This window comes from Sulfuricurvum sp., assembly GCF_036279695.1.
Classification (GTDB): domain Bacteria; phylum Campylobacterota; class Campylobacteria; order Campylobacterales; family Sulfurimonadaceae; genus Sulfuricurvum.
Window position 1 is genome coordinate 1 of the sequence record NZ_DASUIQ010000031.1, and the last position, 17490, is coordinate 17490.

Sequence of the window (17490 nt, forward strand, 5' to 3'; positions counted from 1 at the left end):
ATCTTCAGTATTTACGCAAATAATACAATCATGAAAGAAAATTATATGATCAAACATACCTGTAAAACACTGCTATTTGGTACACTATTAGTAAGCACAATGGCATTTGCCGAATCGACCCCCGTAGGGGTATGGCTCACTATCGATGATACGACCCATCAGCCCAAATCCCTCATTCAGATCACCCGAAGCAATGACGGAACACTCAGCGGAAAAGTACTGCGCGGTATGCCCGTCGATCATCCTGAACGTATTTGCAGCAAATGTACCGATGATCGCAAAGATCAGAAAATTAAAGGGATGAGCATCATCCGAAATATGAAAAAAGACGGCGATGAATGGGACGGAGGCAAAATTCTCGATCCCGATAACGGCAAAGAGTACAGCTGTAAAATGCGCCTCGAAGAAAACGGTGCAAAACTCGTCGTGCGAGGGTATATCGGGTTCTCACTGCTGGGACGTTCTCAAACATGGGTACGCCAAAGTGATGATTGATAATAAACATCAAAAGTAAATTACCATTTTTTTCGTATAATCAACCAAACCATACTAAATAGGAATTCCAATGAATGCTTCTTATCTTGAATCCCATCCTGACGAAAACGGATATTTTGGAAAATTTGGAGGATCATTTATCCCTCCGGTTCTCGAAAAACCTTTCGCCGAAATCACACAAGCCTATCAAGAATTAAAAAATTCTCCTGAATTTATCAATGAACTCAAATATGTCCGAAAACATTTTCAAGGACGTCCTACACCGATCACTTTTGCACAAAATCTTACACGTCATTGCGGCGGTGCCAAAATCTATCTCAAACGTGAAGACCTCAATCACACCGGAGCGCACAAGCTCAACCACTGCATGGCGGAAGTCATCCTCGCAAAACATTTGGGTAAGAAAAAAGTGATCGCCGAAACCGGTGCAGGTCAGCACGGAGTTGCACTTGCTACCGCAGCGGCATACTTCGGTCTGGAATGTGAAATCCACATGGGGGAAGTCGATATTGCCAAAGAGCATCCCAACGTCGTACGGATGAAAATCTTGGGAGCCAAAGTCGTCCCCGCGACACACGGTCTCAAAACCCTCAAAGAGGCGGTTGATTCGGCATTTGACGCGTATGTTCAAGATCCGGAAACTGCGATCTACTGCATCGGATCGGTCGTCGGTCCCCATCCGTTTCCGATGATGGTACGCGATTTTCAATCGGTCATCGGCTTTGAATCCAAAGAGCAGTTTATGGAACACGAAGGAAAACTCCCCGATAACGTCGTTGCCTGTGTAGGGGGCGGTTCAAATGCGATGGGGCTTTTCTCGGCATTTATCGATGAACCTAGTGTCAAACTCTATGGGGTCGAACCTCTCGGAAAAGGGGAAAAACTCGGAGATCATGCCGCAACTCTGACGTACGGTGAAGAGGGTATTATGCATGGATTTAACTCTATCATGCTCAAAGATGCCGAAGGAAACCCTGCCCCTGTCCACTCGATCGGATCAGGTATCGACTATCCATCGGTCGGACCTGAACACGCCTATCTCAAAGAGATCGGCAGAAGCAACGTAGGGCTCTGCAACGATGATGAAGCGGTCGAAGCGTTCTATGCCCTTTCTCAGCTTGAGGGGATCATTCCGGCTCTTGAATCGGCTCACGCGGTTGCTTTTGCTATGAAACTGGCTAAAACGCTCTCTAGCGATCAAACCATCTTGGTCAATCTGAGCGGACGCGGGGACAAAGACATCGATTACGTTATCGAGCACTATCCGATTCCGCACGCCAAGTTTTAATCGACGGCACTCTCCCACGGTGCCGCTTTGCCGACATTGGCAAAAACGGGATTGCGGAATGCGTATTTTAAATCCTGCGCAAGATTCAGCAATCCGTTGTATCCGCCGTAACTCGTCTTTTTCTCCTGATTGACATCGATAAACGAGATTTTTTTCTTGATGGCGGTGTAGAGGCTTCGACCTCCCGCGAGGAGGATATGCGCACCCGTCTGATCGATGATTTTCCCCTGCTCTGAGGCGGGCTTTTTCATCAATACACCGTTTTCTCCGAGATATTCGCGCGCTTTATCGATGTCATCCTGCGTCGATTTGGCGATACTCGTCGCGACCACCTCGATCCCCAAATCCTGCAACCCCGATGCGATCGACCACGCTTTGTTTCCCCCCGTGTTGAGTACCGCTTTTTTGCCTGCAAAAAGTGCCTTATAGGGGGCGATTTTTTCTTCCAATGCCGCCTCTTCTTCCGCGATCACCTCTTCGGCGCGTGCGATAAGTGCAGGATCGCCCAATGCGTTCACAATCTCCCGTATCGCAAAGGTAGTATCGCGTTTGCCGTAAAATGAGACCGAGATCCACGGGATACCGTAGCTCTCTTGCATCTTTCTCGTCAACGTGATGAGCGATTTGGCGCAGACTATGACGTTGAGTTTGGCGCGGTGGGCACATCGAATGTCCCCTACCCGACCGTCTCCGCTCATGGAACTGAGGATTCGGATTCCGATCTTCTCAAAAATGGGGAGATACTGCCACATATCTCCCGTTACGTTGTAATCGCCGATAAGATTGATGTCGTAGGGGGTAGTAAGTTCGGGTTCTTTCGTCCCGATTAGATGCTCCAGTACCGCTTCACCCGCAAGGCGTGAGCCGAGATTTTTGCTCCCCACAAATCCCGCCGCATGTACGGGAACGATAGGAACTCCGTGTTTCTCGCTCGCAAGTTTACAGGTCATATCTATGTCATCCCCTACAAGCGCCGTAACACACGTCGAATAGACGAAAATCGCTTCGGGTTTATAATGCTCCATAATGTAATCGATCGATTCACTCAGACGCTTGTCGCCGCCGAAGATGACATCGTTGGTATTGATCCCCGTCGTAAAGCCCATCTGCGTATGATCACGTCCCGTGTACGACGTTTTTGTCTCACGGGTCTCCCACGAGGCACCCAAACACGTTTGAGGCCCGTGGACGAGGTGTACGGCATCGGCATAAGGGAAAAGTGAGATTTGAGCACCGTCAAAGGCACATCCCCCTGCCGCGAGTCCCGGTTTTGGCTTATCGCATCCCTCTCCGGGTTTTTTATCTTTAGAGTGCGAACAGGCACTTTCGTTCATCAATTCTTTGATCTTAGAGCGGCTAACCATAGGGGACTCCTAAAGCTGAAGTACCTATACTAATGCAAGAAGTGTGCGAGATCGCCCTTTAGAGACAAAACTCCACGCGATTTCGCCCCTTCTCTTTCGCCATATAAAGCGCTTGATCGGCGCGTTTGAGCAACAAAGCTTCATCATCTCCCTCTTGCATCACGGCGACCCCGAAACTGATCGTAATATTTCCTATGGTGTCAAAAAGTGCATTCTCAATGGCACATCGCAAATCTTCGGCGAGTGTCATCGCTTCATCAAAGTCATTTTTGGGGAGCAAAATCATAAACTCTTCGCCCCCCCAGCGTGCAAAAATATCGGATGAACGGAGACGCTGAGTAATCGTATGAGCGACGTGTTGCAAGGTGTGATCTCCAATGTCATGCCCGAAGCGGTCATTAATATTTTTGAAAAAATCAATATCAAACATAATCAAAGCGAGCGGTTCATGATAACGTTTGGCATTTTGGATAGCATGTGCATAGAGTACATCAAATTGGAATCGGTTTATCAAACCCGTCAAAGTATCGATTTTTGCCAGTTTTTCAAAACTCTTTTTCTGTAGTTCTACCTCGGTAATATCCGATAACTCGACCAATACATTAGAGCATGTCCCCTCAAGACAGCGGGCATTAATGGAAAAATAGACTATCTGTTCATCAATCGTCATTTGTACTTTATGTTGGATTTCAGGATGGCTTATGAGGTAATACGGCCAAAGTAACCCCTCTATTTTTTTATCATGCAGATATTCGAGTTCATCCACTTTTTCAAAAAAATCGCAGATACAATCGTGCTCCGCCCTGAAAGCTTCCAGCGTCTCATAATGAAAAATAGTGAAAAAACTGCCGTTGGCTTTGAGTAAATGTTCTCCGTCCGTGATAATGATAATATTTGGGCTGTTATCCAAAATAGTTTGTAAATATCGGTTTTTAGAATCCAGTTCCCTCGTACGCTCGTCTACTTTTTCTTCCAACGTTTCATTCATCCGTGTTAACTCTCCATTACGGTGAAGGAGCAAAGCGTACATTTTATAGATCAAATAAAGCATTCCGACAAAAATGACTGCAACTACCGCTGTTTGCTGAAACAGAATTTCGCGCTCTTTATAAAACAATTCGACATTGTGAACAATCGAAATTCCCCCTCGTACACCACCTACTTTTTCATCGTTATGGCACTGTAAACATTTTGAGGAGGTTGTCAGAGGCTCTAAATAATAGAGTTTTTTATGTTTGTCGTCAAATTCATAATAAAAAGTCGATTCAGGGTTGTTTTCCATATAACGCAGCGCACGTGTTTCGAATCCATTGGCTCGGTTTATCGGATTTTTCGGATGAAGAGAACTGATTCTGAAACGGTAGTTTGTACAGCGATTACGTTCGGAAAGTTGACGAAGCATCCAAGCGTGATTGATACGAATGAGGGTTTGATTATAATCACAACGAATCGATATATCATCAACCAAAGATTCTTGGACATCCGGTCGTTTTACAACATAAACTCCGCCGTAAAAATCATTCCATGTTTTGAGGTTAACGAGGCCTAAAATATGGGCGTGATCATTTTGCAAGATAGCATCTTTATTGTCTGCCATTTGGTTTTTGTATTGCATGAGCATTACTATGAGCCCAAAAAAACCAAACAGTATCAATAAAATAGCAAATGCTTTTTTATTTAAAAGAAATTTTTTAGGTATTTGCATCACAAATCCCCATTTACTTTTTTTACAATGTAGCATAAATAAACTAAAAATGCCACACTGTTGTGAATTACCCTCAAATAATCAATACTTATGCGCCGTTACCAAAAAAATAGGATAGTTTTGATCTTCTCGATCAACGGTGTACGCATGATGGAAGCGGACATTGGCAAATCCCGCTTTTTCGATCGTTTCACGCAAAGCATCACGTTCAAATCCAAAATGATACACTCCCTCGTTGCCGTGAGAGTGGAAGGTTCCGTCTTCCGCTTCGAGATCGGCGATGGCGATAAATCCGTCCCGTTTGAGATGGGCATAAAACGCTTTGAAAAGCTCCGCCGTGTCAGGAACATGATGGATCGCCATCGAGCTGACGATACCGTGAAACTGCTCTTCCAAAGGTTCGGAGAGAATGTCATGATACAAAGGCTTTACCTGAACTTGCGGCGTGTTTTTGGAAGCGAGTTGCTCCAGCATCTTCTCAGAGAGATCGACCCCGACGACACGCTTAACCATCGGAGCGATTTTAAAACTGAGCAATCCCGTCCCCGCACCGAAATCCATCACACTCATCGTGTTTAATAACGCGATTCGACTGCTAATGGTTTGAAATACCGCATGGGCGATGTTTTGACGCATATCCCCTTTGTCCCATTCTTGTGCGGCTTGATTAAATCGTTCACTCATGGTTGTATCTCTTCCTCGTTTCATTTCGTGGCGCTATTATAAAGTAATTCTATATTAATCCTGTAATCTTTTCTTTAAGATTAAAGGAGTAACATTAAATCCAATTATTTTAAACGCATCAAAACAATTAGGAGAGCGCCAATGGAACATAACGGTAAGTTGATTATAGTAGCAGACATGGGTGAACTGAAAAGTTATAAAGTACAAATGATTACCGCGACCAATCGCTATCATTTGGAACTTCAAACCGATATAAATTATATTGAAGGACACCAAAAAGTGCAGGATAAGCTCAGTGATGCACAGGGTCAATTCGTCCAGGGTAATACTGAAGATCACGGGGCTGAACAGGAAGCGACCCACCATTTAGTGCGTAAAATTGCAGACGATATTTCTAAGGTTTTAACGACCTCACAACCTGCATCCGCCTATCTCGCATTCCCGATCAAACATCACAAAGAGCTTACTTCACTCCTTTCGGATCGAGCGCAAAAAGCGTTAGCAAAAAACATAGATGCTGATCTCGTCAAATGTCCGATAGAGGATCTGCTCTCACATTTTTGAGTTAGGCGGTAATGAAGTTAGGGTAGATACCCTCTTACTTAGTCAAATTTTCTAAAAGGGGCATATCATGAGTACACTAGATACTCTGGATCTCAAAAAATTCGAAGCAATCCTCACGGCGGAAAAAACAAAAATCGAACGGAATATCGCCCTCATCAAAGTGGAAATCAACAGCATCGGAATGGATGGTGAGATTGATGAAATCATAGATATGGCTGAGATTGAAATCGAAAATAACACCGACCATACGCTACTCGAAAAACTTGAAAACGAAGTGGAAGAGATCAATGCCGCGCTGAATCGGATAGCTCTTGGTACCTACGGTATTTGTGAAAAATCGGGAAAACCGATCCCTATAGAAAGGTTAAGAGCAAACCCCACGGCTCGAACTATCGTCAACGCATAGGGAAATTTTTATGAAAATCGGTACGAATGACCCATTTACGAATCTCTTCGGCGATTAATACGATGAGGGCGACTGCGACAACCGCCCACCAATAGTTTGGATCGAAAGATTCGGTGCCGAATATTGCACTCAGTGGCGTCACGAAAATCAAAAGAGCTAGCACTCCAAGCTCTGCCGCAACACCCATCCAGTAAAAACGGTTGCTCCATAACCCGATGCTAAAGAGCGATTCTCTTTGACTTCGGCATGAAAGCCCGTTACCGATTTGGGCAAAAACGATGGCGGCAAAAGTCAACGTCGCGGCTTGGAGATAGAGCGGATCGCTCCATGACAACGTCTCCCCTCTCCATCCGTGCGCATTAAGATAAAACCAAAACAGCCCCATCGACATCACGCCGCTGAGAAGTCCCAAAAATCCGAAGGCTCTAAAATAGACCTCTTTGGTCAAAATATGCTCTTTGCGGCTTCGGGGAGGTAGATTCATTAACCCCTTATGAGGCAGTTCCGCCCCCAGAGCCATCCCCGGAATAATATCCGTCCCCAGATCAATCGCCAACACCAGAGGAACCGGAAGTGCCAAAGGGAGCCCGAACGCGAAAAAGGCGACATACGGTATCGCCTCGGGGAGGTTGCTGGCGAGCATATAGGTGATAAAACGGCGGATGTTTTCATACACGCTTCTCCCCTCTTCGATCCCTTTTACGATGGTGGCAAAATGATCGTCCATCAGCACGGCATCGGCGGATTGTTTGGCAACATCGGTGCCTGAACCCATAGCGATACCGACATCCGCCATTTTAAGCGCGGGGGCATCGTTGACCCCATCCCCCGTTACGGCGACCGTTTCCCCCATCTCTTTGAGGATAGTAACCAGTGAAAGTTTTTGTTCCGGTGAAACCCGTGCGAATACGTGGTTGTGACGCAACAGACGTTTGAGTGCCGAGCGCGGTAGAGTATCGAGATGCTCACCGCTCGTCACCTCACTGATCGATTTGATAATTCCGGCACTCATCCCAATAGCACCTGCGGTCAGAGGGTGATCTCCCGTAACCATGATAACCCGAATACCCGCTTTATGACACAACGCGACGGATTGGGTAATATCATCGCGCAACGGATCGACCATCGCGATATACCCTATAAAGGTAAGCCCTTTTTCCGCCTCTTCCCGCGATGAGGGAGCCGTTGCGCAAGTGCGCGAAGCAAAGCCGATAACCCGATACCCTTTTGATGCCAAAGCATCATGTTTATCGATCAGTTTTTGATGTTCACCCTCATCAATCACTTTTTTACCCTCTACCGTGATAACCTCATTACATAGTCCAAGGATAACTTCGGGCGCCCCTTTACAAAGAATCAGAAACCCATCCTCCGACGTGTGTACGGTAGACATCCGCTTGAGGTGGTAATCAAACAAATACTGATTCACCATTGGTCGCTTAGTGCGCATATCGACAACATCGGTGTAACGCTGTGCAAACGTATAGAGAGCCTGCTCTACCGGATCGCCGTTCGTTCCGTCTGAGAAGTTGCACAACAGTGCCCCATCGAGAAGCGCTGACGAGGGATCAGCGGTAGTCTCCTCATCCCATGCGGCTACCTCCATTTTATTTTGGGTGATGGTTCCTGTTTTATCGGTAGCGATCACGGTTATCGCCCCAAGATTCTCAATCACGGAGAGTCCGTTGACCAAAAACCCCTTTGATGCCATCCGCTGAGCGCCGAATGCCAATGCCAGCGTCACCGTCGGTAAAAGCCCCTCAGGGATCAGCGCGACCAGAACACCGAGGGCAAACAAAAAGGTTTTCCAAATCTCATTCTCACCCAATCCCGACAAAGCGATCAGACTCCCCGCAATCACCGTAGAGGTTAATGCGACCACTTTTGAGATATGGGCTATCTCTTTGTTCAGGTGACTCTCCCCTGCATCCACACGCTGTGTCAATGCGGCAATGGTTCCGTATCGGCTCTCTTTTCCCGTCGCGTAAACTAAACCTTGTGCTTCCCCTTTGACCACATACGTCCCGGAATAGAGGATATTTTTGGGATGATCGCTCCCAATCACATCGGCGGAGACAAGCTCGCTCTCACCGCTCAGGGCACTCTCATTGACCCATACATCGAGGGCATGGATCAGATACATATCGGCGGGTACTTTGTCCCCCTCATGCAAGATAACGATGTCACCCGCTACCAGCTCTTCGGCAACAATCACCCGCTCTGCTCCCGCTCTACGCACACTCACTTTGAGCGGGAGCATATTTCGCAATGCCTCCAAGCTTTTCTCAGTTCGATACTCCTGATAAAAACCGAATCCACCGTTTAGGACAATGACGATAACGATTGCCCACCCGATAGGGAGCATATTGGAAGCGGGGTCGATATGGGCGATCACAAAACTAATAACAGCGGCAGCCCACAACAACAGGGCAAAAAAATGGGTGAATTGCTCAGCTAATTTTGTGTACCACGGAGCAGTTGGGATGGTAGGAAGGGTATTACGACCGTGCCGAAGTTCTCTTTTTGCCGCCTCTTCATCACTTAACCCCTCTTCTGAGGAATCGTATGCTGAAAATAGTTCTGAGGGGGTTGTTATTTTCATTTTTAATTATCCATTTTTGTTTGTTTTAATGAAAATGATCAACCTTTATTTTATCCAAGATTTTTATTATTCTGCTATCATTTATCAGATAGGTATGAACCTCTTTTTCAATCAACCCTATTTTGCTGTGAGAATGGATAGTAATGAACAAAGAAGCTGGATTGATCGGACTAACAAGTGATGAAGTTGCCGCTAATCGGCTGCAATACGGTTCCAATGTCCTACCCGAAACAGAACCTAAAAAGTTCTACCGAATTTTGATAGATGTCGTCAAAGAGCCGATGTTTTTGATGTTGACGGTCGCCGGAGCAATCTATTTGGTCTTGGGCGACACGGCAGAAGCACTATTCATCCTCTCATTTGTTTTTGCGGTGATTGGAATGACACTGTTTCAAGAACACAAAACTCAACGCGCCCTCGAATCGCTGCGGGATCTCTCTGCACCGCGAGCGTTAGTGATTCGAGACGATGTAGAGATTCGTATCCCCGGTCGGGATGTGGTTCAAGGTGATTTGATTGTTCTGCACGAGGGAGACCGTATCGCCGCCGATGCGTTGCTGATTGAGGGACAAGTATCGGTTGATGAGTCGCTTTTGAGCGGAGAATCGGTACCCGTGAACAAAACACTCAATGAGCCATTGTTTGCCAGCACCGTTGTGACCAAAGGATTTGCCATCGCACGGGTTCAAGCGGTAGGGATAGCAACCGCAATCGGACGAATAGGGGAGTCGATCAGCCAGAGTGATGAGAGTGTATCGGGTTTACAGAAAGCTTCCCGTTCACTCATCCGAATTATAAGCCTCATCGCCATAGGTGTCGCAAGCGGTCTGATTCTTATCAATTGGTTGCTCAATGATCTCCCTTTTTTAGAAAGCCTCCTCTCCGGAATTGCCCTCTCTATGGCGCTCCTCCCCGAAGAGATAACGATCATTCTGACCGTCTTTTTAGCGCTTGGGGCTTGGCGTATTACGAAGATCAATGTCCTCACCCGCCATGTCAACGCCGTAGAATCTTTGGGGGCGATCACGATTCTCGCCGTGGATAAAACCGGAACCTTGACCCAAAATCGGATGCAGATTGCCGAATTGATCGTCGATGGAAAAAGCTTTCGTACTCTGGATGGGAACACATTGAGCGAAACGTACTATCCGTTAGTCGAATTTGCTATGCTCGCTACCCCCGCCGATCCCTTTGATCCTATGGAAAAAGCGATCCAATCGTTTGGACACACGCACTTGGAGGGGACCGATCATCTGCATGATGAGTGTACCCCACAGTTTCAATACGACCTCTCCGCCGATATTATGGCGATGACCCGAATTTACTCTGATATTAACCCCTCACACCACCTCCTTGCTACGAAAGGCTCTCCCGAAGCAGTTGCCGATCTGTGCCATCTCAGTGAAATGAGACGCGCAGAAGTACAATCGCAAGTCGAGTCGATGGCATCACGCGGTTTACGGGTTTTGGGGGTTGCCAGTGGTGAGTTACCGCTCAACGAAGAGGAGCCGATATGGCCGCAAAGCCAACATGATTTTGATTTTACTTTTTTGGGACTTATCGGATTTATGGACCCTCCCCGCCCCGAAGTCCCAAATGCGATAGCTCAATGCCGAAATGCCGGTATACGGGTTCTTATGCTCACGGGGGATCATCCCTCAACCGCACGCTCTATTGCCAAAGCGGTCGCCCTTACCGAACAACCCAATGTCATCACCGGAGATGAAATTTCACGATTGGATGACCAAGCACTGCTCCTGCGTCTCCAAGAGAGTGACATCTGCGCTCGAATGCAGAGTGATCAAAAACTGCGCCTTGTCCGTTTGCTCCAACAAAGCGGTAATGTCGTAGGGATGAGCGGTGACGGTGTCAACGATGCACCTGCACTCAAAGCCGCCGATGTCGGGATCGCTATGGGGGAGAGAGGAAGCGACGTAGCACGTGAATCTGCGGATATTGTTCTGCTGGATGACAGTTTTGCGAGCATTGTCGCCGCGATAGAGCAAGGTAGAGCGATCTATGATAACATAATCAAAGCGACTCGATTCACCTTTGCCGTTCATATCCCCATCATTGCCCTGACTCTCATTCCCGCGTTACTCCACTGGCCGATAGTATTGATGCCGCTTCATATCGTGTTACTCGAAATCTTGATCGATCCGGCATGTGCTATTGTTTTTGAAGCGGAGAGAGCTTCCAAAAATAGTATGAACCGTCCGCCCCGTCCGCTGAGTGCAACCCCGTTTAGCCTCAATAACATCGGTTTCGCCATGATTCAAGGTGCCGGAATTGCCCTTATCTTACTGGTCGGGTATTTCGTATTGATGCAAAAGGGATGGAGTATCCATGCCGTTCAAAGCACTCTCTTCATTGCTTTAGTGTTTGATTTATTTCTTCTGGTTCTTGCCAACAGCGATTTTGCCGATACCATCCGCTTTGGGACGAAACGAAATCCGATGCTCATTTATATGTTCGCGGGGGTGATAACTCTACTAGCAATGGTGTTATTGATCCCCGCATTGCGAGATATGTTAGGATTTGCACAACTCTCACTCACCCATCTACTAGGGGCTGGAACTCTTTTCCTCCTCAGCGGAATATGGCTGCTAATCGGATCGTATGCTAGTTCCAAACCCCTTCGATAGAGGTAGAGCAATAGGGACACTTGTTCAAATTTACGAGGCGGTTGGTGACGTATTGTCCGATATGACCGTGGCGCTCAATGACTAGTTTATGACACTGAGGGCAATAGGTCGATTCACGTGACTCATCATCGATATTTCCGACATAGACGTATTTCAGCCCAGCTTCTTTTCCGATCTCATAGGCACGTCTAAGCGTTGAAGCAGGGGTTCGGGGGAAATTCGTCATCTTGTACATCGGATGAAACGCACTGATATGCCACGGCATCGAGGGATCAAGCGAAGCTTGAAACTCTGCAATGGTGCGTATCTCCTCCTCCGAATCATTGAGCCCGGGGATCAGGAGGGTCGTCGTCTCGATCCATATCCCTTTTTTGTGGGCGTATTCGATCGTATCTAACACGGGCTTAAGCGATGCTCCGCAAATGTTTTTGTAAAACGACTGACTATATGACTTAATATCAATATTCATTCCGTCCAGATAGGGTGCTATCGTATCAATCGCCTTGTGGGTCTCATAGCCGCTGGTGACGTAGATGTTTTTGAGTCCCGCTTCATGAGCAAGACGAGCCGTGTCATAGGTATACTCGAAAAAAACGACCGGCTCGTTGTAAGTGTAGGCAATGCTTTGGCATCCGTGTTCAAGTGCCAAGGCTACGGCATCTTTCGGTGAGAGGGGGCGTCCGAAGATTTCATGATGATGTTCTTTTGGGTATTGCGAAATATCGGCATTTTGACAAAACGTGCAGGAAAAATTGCACCCCACGGTACCGAACGAAAAGACGCTCGATCCGCTGAGGAAATGAAACATAGGTTTTTTCTCAATAGGGTCAATATTGAGCGCAGCGGCCAAGCCGTAAGTTAGGAGATAAAGCTCACCGTTTTCGACTTTGCGGATACCGCAGATGCCGTATTCACCTTCGGAAAGCTTGCAGTGCTGAGAACACGCTTCGCACGCGATCCGACCATCTTCGAGTTTGTGAGAAAGCCATGCTAGGGAGGACACTTCTATTTCACTTTGATCTGTTTTACCGACTCGCCTTTGGTCTCTTTTTTCGGTAGGGTAACCTCTAAGACACCATCTTTGTTTTCGGCATGGATATTTTCAGCATCCACATTTGAGGGCAAAGTAAAGCTGCGTGTAAAACTGCCGAAACTGCTTTCACACTGATAGTAGTCCTCTTTTTTGACCTCTTTTTTCTCTTTTCTCTCCCCTTTGAGAGTAAGAATGCCGTTTTCGACCTTCACACTAATGTCATCTTTTTTAACACCCGGAAGATCGACATCGATGTGATAGGCAAACTCCCCTTCTCTGGTGTTGACGGCGGGGGTGAAGCTCGAAAACACATCTTTTGATAAATCAGATGAGAAAGCTTCACCAATGCGTTTTTCTAATGAACGCAACTCTTTAAACGGATCAAATCGTGTTAACAACATGGTAAATCCTTTATAGAGAAATTGCAGAGAAGGAACTGCACTGTTTCAGGAAATCTCTGCGTGTGACGATTTTAATACTATTGACATTAAATTTATTACAAAAAAACAAATTAAATTATAATTTCTTTCAAACTAAGCCCAACTTTTCCTTTGGCAACATCCACCTCGACGACTCGGATACGGCTGAGCTGTTGATTGACACTGAGCACTTCGAGCGGGTGGGAAATCCTCTTCTCCGACATCTGCGAAATATGGATCAAACCGTCATTTTTGAGTCCGATGTCCACAAATGCCCCGAAATCGGCGATGTTTCGAACAACCCCTGAGACGATAGACCCTTCACGTAACTCTTTGATGTCGGTGAGATCGGAGCGAAACATGATGGGCGGTAAACTCTCTCGGGGGTCAAAGCCCGGTTTACGCAATTCTGTGATGATGTCGCCGAGCGTCGCTTCCCCTACTCCCAACTCCTGCGCAATATGGGGAATCTGATCTTTGGTGATCGATGAGAGATCGTAGCGTTTCAAAAGGGTATTCGCCGCCTCATAGCTCTCAGGGTGAACCCCCGTGTTGTCCAATAGACTTTTCCCCTCCCGTATCCGAAAAAACCCTGCACACTGCTCGTATGCTTTGGCTCCGAGCCCTTTGACTTTGAGGAGTTCTTGTTTGCTTTTAAACGCTCCGCTTTTCTCGCGGTACTCCACTATCGATTTGGCGACTTTTGCCCCCACCCCTGCGACATAGGAGAGGAGTGAAACAGAAGCACTGTTGGGATCGACCCCGATGCGGTTAACCAAATCTTCGGTGACATCGCCCAGCTTCTTCTCTAACAACTTTTGATCGACGTCGTGCTGATACTGCCCAACCCCAAGCGATTTGGGATCGATCTTCACCAGTGCCGCCATCGGATCACGAAGACGCTGAGCAATCGAGATTGCCCCCCGTATCGTCACATCGAGCTGCGGATACTCCTCTTGGGCAATTTTGGAGGCGGAGTAAACCGATGCCCCCGCTTCGGAGACGACGGTATAGGCGAGTTTCAATCCCTCATCACGGTTCAGCCTCGCAAAAAACTCCTGCGTCTCCCGTGAAGCCGTTCCGTTCCCGATAGCGACAGCATTGAATCCGTAGCGTTGAGCGAGTTGTTTCACGACCTTTGCACTCTTCTCATAGTCGCTTTGGGGCGGTGTCGGATAGATGACGGCGTGATCCAAATACATACCGTTCTCATCGACGACGGCGAGTTTACACCCCGTCCGATACGCGGGATCGGCTCCCAAAATCGCACGTTTCGTGACGGGAGGGGAACCCAAAAGCTGTGAAAGGTTTTTGCCGAAGGTATTGATCGCCTGAATATCCGATTTCTCTTTAATCATCGCGTGCACTTCCCGCTCTAATGAGGGGAAAAGGAGGCGTTTAAACCCGTCGAGATAACTCGCCAACAGTAGAGTCTGAGAGCTTTTGGCATGGCGTGGAATGCGGTAGTTCTTAATCGTATTCTCCACCCGATCCATATCGAGGGTGATCTTGACGTTCAGCTCTTTTTCGCTCACCCCGCGCATAATCGCGAGATAGCGGTGTGAGGGGATAGAGGCTATCTTCTCGCTCTTTCCTGCAAGCTTGGCGAATAACCCCTCCTCACTCATCCCTTTGGTCGCTTTGATCTCAAACGAGGAATAATCGAGTATCTGACGCCGCCAGTAATCGCGTTCACGCGGATCATCGCTGTAACGTTCTGCGAGTATGTCCTGCGTCCCCTTGATCGCCTCCTCACGCGAAGTGATAGAGCCTTTGACAAAACTATCAGCACGCTTGGAAAATTCTCCCAACTCCAACTGCGCACGCTCCAACAGATCCGCCAACGGTTCGAGTCCTGCGGCGATAGCGACACTGGCACGGGTATTTTTCTTCTCTTTGAAAGGGCGATAGATGTCTTCGACCTCTTGGAGGCTCTGGGCGTTGTTCAACCGCGTACGCAGATCACTGCTCAACTCCGAGCGCTCCGAAATGAGACGGGAAACCTCCTCTTTACGCTCCAACAGTTTTTTCGAATAGCCGTAGATGCTCTCAAACTCTCTTAGTTGCTCATCGGTAGCACCCCCCGTCATCTCTTTACGGTAGCGGGCGATAAAAGGGATGGTTGACCCCTCTTCGAGGAGTTTTAGGATATTGGTAACGGTTTTGAGGGTGAGTCCCGTCTTTTGAGAAATAAGCTCATTTAGGCTGTTCATCGGTTTCCTGAGTTGTTAGCATTTTTGGCGGCGAGTTCACGGGCTTTGTCTTTTTTACTTTTCCCTTTCCCTTTTACCGGTTCGGGTCCTTTGACTTTCGGCGGCGGTGTTCCTACGAGTTCAAACCCTTCGATCTGCTCACGCGGCAGTTTGATAGAGGAGCGTTTTTCGATCAATCTAAAATGATCCCTCTCCTCAAAACCGATAAACGAAATCGCGAGACCCGATTTACCCGCACGCCCCGTCCGTCCGATACGGTGGATATAATCGGCAGGGGAGCGGGGAAGATCGAAATTGATCACGCAGGTGATGTCGTCAATGTCCAGCCCGCGCGCGGCGATGTCGGTGGCAAAGAGGATACGGATTTTTTTCGCTTTGAACTGCTCCAACACATACGTACGATCTTCTTGGAGGAGATCGCCGTTAAACGAATCCGCCGAAAAACCGTATTTGCGAAATTTTGCGGCAATGTTGTCGGAGGCTCTTTTGTTCGCCATAAAGACCAACACCTGTTCCCATTTCTCAGTGCTGAGAAGATGGCGCAATAGCGGTCCGCGATTTTCAGGATTCACCTCGATAACCCGCTGTAGGATACTCTGTACAGTCGGCATCTCTGATTCAATCGTGATTTGAATCGGGTTTTGAGTGATGCGAGAGGCGATCATCTCCATCTTCGGCGGATAGGTTGCGGAGAAGAGGAGATTTTGACGTTCCTCGGGGATCGATTCTAAGATAAGCTCCAACTCTTCGGCAAATCCGAGATCGAGCATCTTGTCCGCTTCATCAAGGACAAAAAATTCCAAGTGCGAGAGGTTCATCTGCTTTTTTCTCAGCACATCGAGAAAGCGCCCCGACGTTGCGACGAGAATATCGCACCCCTGCTGGATAGCGTAGAGCTGATCGCTAATCCCCTCACCCCCGATGAGACTTACTACTTTCGGCGTTTTAGGCAGATTTCTCCCCATACTCTCAAACGTCTGAGCCACTTGGAGGGTGAGTTCGCGTGTTGGGGTGAGGATGAGGGCTTTGATCTTCCCTTTTCCCTCACCACGCGTTGACGACCAAAGCTCTAAAATCGGTAAGACGAAACTCGCACTTTTCCCGCTCCCCGTTTGTGCTTGAGCCAAAATATCACGGCGTTCCAACACCAGCGGAATCACCTTTTCTTGGATCGGTGTCGGCTGTATGTAGCCGCTCTCGCTCACAGCTCTAAGGATGGGCGATGATAGGTTAAAGGGTGAAAATGGCATGGAGAGTCCTCGTTTATAGTAAAAGAAGTATAGTTGCTCTTTGTAGTCAATTGGGTTAAATGTATTATAATATAGCCATCATGATTGAGGAGAATTGCCGTGGGTGTCAAAAATCTCTATATCGCCTCATTGGAACCGAGTTCTGGATCGCTCATCATCTCGATGGGGATTATGGAGCTCCTCAAAAGCCGTGTCAACAAACTCGCATTTTTCCGTCCGATCATCCCGAATGCATCCATCAGTGATCGCGACATCCAGTTTATGCTGGAACATTTCAATCTGACCCAAAGTCCGCACAGCTGTTACGGTTTTGGACTGGATGAAGCCGAAACGCTCCTCTCCGAGGGCAAAGAGTCTCTTCTTATCGAACGTCTGATCGAGCAGTATCAGGCGTTGGAGAGCGAATACGATTTTGTCCTGATCCAAGGACTTCCACAAGCCTCTTTTTCAAAAACGCTCTCGTACAATCTGAACCATATCATCGCCAAAAACCTCAAAGCCCCCTACATCAGCGTTATCAACGGTAAAAACAAAACCCACGATCAACTTATCCATGAGATCGAGTTGGAGAAGGGATCGCTCAAAAATGAACACGTCGAGCATATCGCCCTTTTCCTCAATCGTTTGGATGAGCTCAATTATCGATCCTTTCACACAAGCGGATGCGAGCAGTGTGTTCCGACTTTTTTTATGCGGGAGATCGATGAACTCGACCGTATCAGCGTAGCGGAAGTCAAAGAAGCATTAGGGGCTCACGTGATTGTGGGGGGAGGAGCCGATTTGGATCGGATCATCCGCCGTCCGAAAATCGCCGCCATGAAC

Annotated in this window: 14 protein-coding genes; 6 read left to right on the forward strand and 8 right to left on the reverse strand. The window is 47.6% G+C overall.

Annotated features, from left to right (window positions below):
- Positions 1-30: 30 nt before the first annotated feature.
- Together VFW36_RS03365 and trpB are read left to right on the forward strand one after the other, a co-directional pair.
- Positions 31-495 carry a DUF2147 domain-containing protein gene (locus VFW36_RS03365; RefSeq protein WP_329657398.1) on the forward strand — a complete coding sequence of 155 codons (465 nt, stop codon included), beginning with the start codon at positions 31-33 and terminating at the stop codon, positions 493-495.
- Positions 496-565: 70 nt separating this feature from the next.
- Positions 566-1783, forward strand: a complete 1218-nt coding sequence (gene trpB / locus VFW36_RS03370) for a tryptophan synthase subunit beta (RefSeq protein WP_329657399.1) — start codon at positions 566-568, stop codon at positions 1781-1783.
- Here trpB and nifE read toward each other — a convergent pair.
- From nifE to VFW36_RS03385, 3 genes are all read right to left on the reverse strand, one after another.
- On the reverse strand, positions 1780-3147 hold the full coding sequence (gene nifE / locus VFW36_RS03375) for a nitrogenase iron-molybdenum cofactor biosynthesis protein NifE (protein ID WP_329657400.1): 1368 nt from the start codon (positions 3145-3147) through the stop codon (positions 1780-1782). The genes trpB and nifE overlap by 4 nt on opposite strands.
- A gap of 58 nt (positions 3148-3205) precedes the next feature.
- Complete coding sequence (locus VFW36_RS03380) at positions 3206-4744, reverse strand: diguanylate cyclase (protein WP_329657401.1); 1539 nt, start codon at positions 4742-4744, stop codon at positions 3206-3208.
- Positions 4745-4933: 189 nt separating this feature from the next.
- Positions 4934-5536: a class I SAM-dependent methyltransferase gene (locus VFW36_RS03385; protein ID WP_329657402.1), complete on the reverse strand. Its 603-nt coding sequence runs from the start codon at positions 5534-5536 to the stop codon at positions 4934-4936.
- A 141-nt stretch (positions 5537-5677) separates the two neighbouring features.
- On the opposite strand from VFW36_RS03385, the gene VFW36_RS03390 reads away from it, so the two are divergent.
- Together VFW36_RS03390 and VFW36_RS03395 are read left to right on the forward strand one after the other, a co-directional pair.
- Positions 5678-6100, forward strand: a complete 423-nt coding sequence (locus VFW36_RS03390) for a host attachment protein (RefSeq protein WP_329657403.1) — start codon at positions 5678-5680, stop codon at positions 6098-6100.
- A gap of 67 nt (positions 6101-6167) precedes the next feature.
- Positions 6168-6506: a TraR/DksA family transcriptional regulator gene (locus VFW36_RS03395; RefSeq protein ID WP_329657404.1), complete on the forward strand. Its 339-nt coding sequence runs from the start codon at positions 6168-6170 to the stop codon at positions 6504-6506.
- Here VFW36_RS03395 and VFW36_RS03400 read toward each other — a convergent pair.
- Positions 6496-9108 carry a cation-transporting P-type ATPase gene (locus tag VFW36_RS03400; protein WP_329657405.1) on the reverse strand — a complete coding sequence of 871 codons (2613 nt, stop codon included), beginning with the start codon at positions 9106-9108 and terminating at the stop codon, positions 6496-6498. The genes VFW36_RS03395 and VFW36_RS03400 overlap by 11 nt on opposite strands.
- A 143-nt stretch (positions 9109-9251) precedes the next feature.
- Between VFW36_RS03400 and VFW36_RS03405 the strand changes: the two genes are divergently transcribed.
- Positions 9252-11753 (forward strand): cation-translocating P-type ATPase, encoded by a 2502-nt coding sequence (locus tag VFW36_RS03405; protein WP_329657406.1) that lies wholly within the window; start codon positions 9252-9254, stop codon positions 11751-11753.
- On the opposite strand, the gene amrS is transcribed toward VFW36_RS03405, so the two are convergent.
- The 4 genes from amrS to VFW36_RS03425 all read right to left on the reverse strand — a co-directional run bounded on the left by amrS (position 11731) and on the right by VFW36_RS03425 (position 16668).
- Entirely contained in the window at positions 11731-12756 is a 1026-nt protein-coding gene (gene amrS / locus VFW36_RS03410) for an AmmeMemoRadiSam system radical SAM enzyme (RefSeq protein ID WP_329657407.1), read from the reverse strand. The two genes, VFW36_RS03405 and amrS, sit on opposite strands and share 23 nt — an antisense overlap.
- 2 nt (positions 12757-12758) lie before the next feature.
- Positions 12759-13187, reverse strand: a complete 429-nt coding sequence (locus VFW36_RS03415) for an Hsp20/alpha crystallin family protein (RefSeq protein WP_329657408.1) — start codon at positions 13185-13187, stop codon at positions 12759-12761.
- Between the two features lie 110 nt (positions 13188-13297).
- Positions 13298-15418 carry a Tex family protein gene (locus VFW36_RS03420; RefSeq protein WP_329657409.1) on the reverse strand — a complete coding sequence of 707 codons (2121 nt, stop codon included), beginning with the start codon at positions 15416-15418 and terminating at the stop codon, positions 13298-13300.
- On the reverse strand, positions 15415-16668 hold the full coding sequence (locus VFW36_RS03425; protein ID WP_329657410.1) for a DEAD/DEAH box helicase: 1254 nt from the start codon (positions 16666-16668) through the stop codon (positions 15415-15417). Before VFW36_RS03425 ends, VFW36_RS03420 begins: the two co-directional genes overlap by 4 nt.
- Positions 16669-16767: 99 nt before the next feature.
- On the opposite strand from VFW36_RS03425, the gene VFW36_RS03430 reads away from it, so the two are divergent.
- The coding region (locus VFW36_RS03430; protein ID WP_329657411.1) for an AAA family ATPase at positions 16768-17490 on the forward strand (723 nt) is incomplete at its 3' end.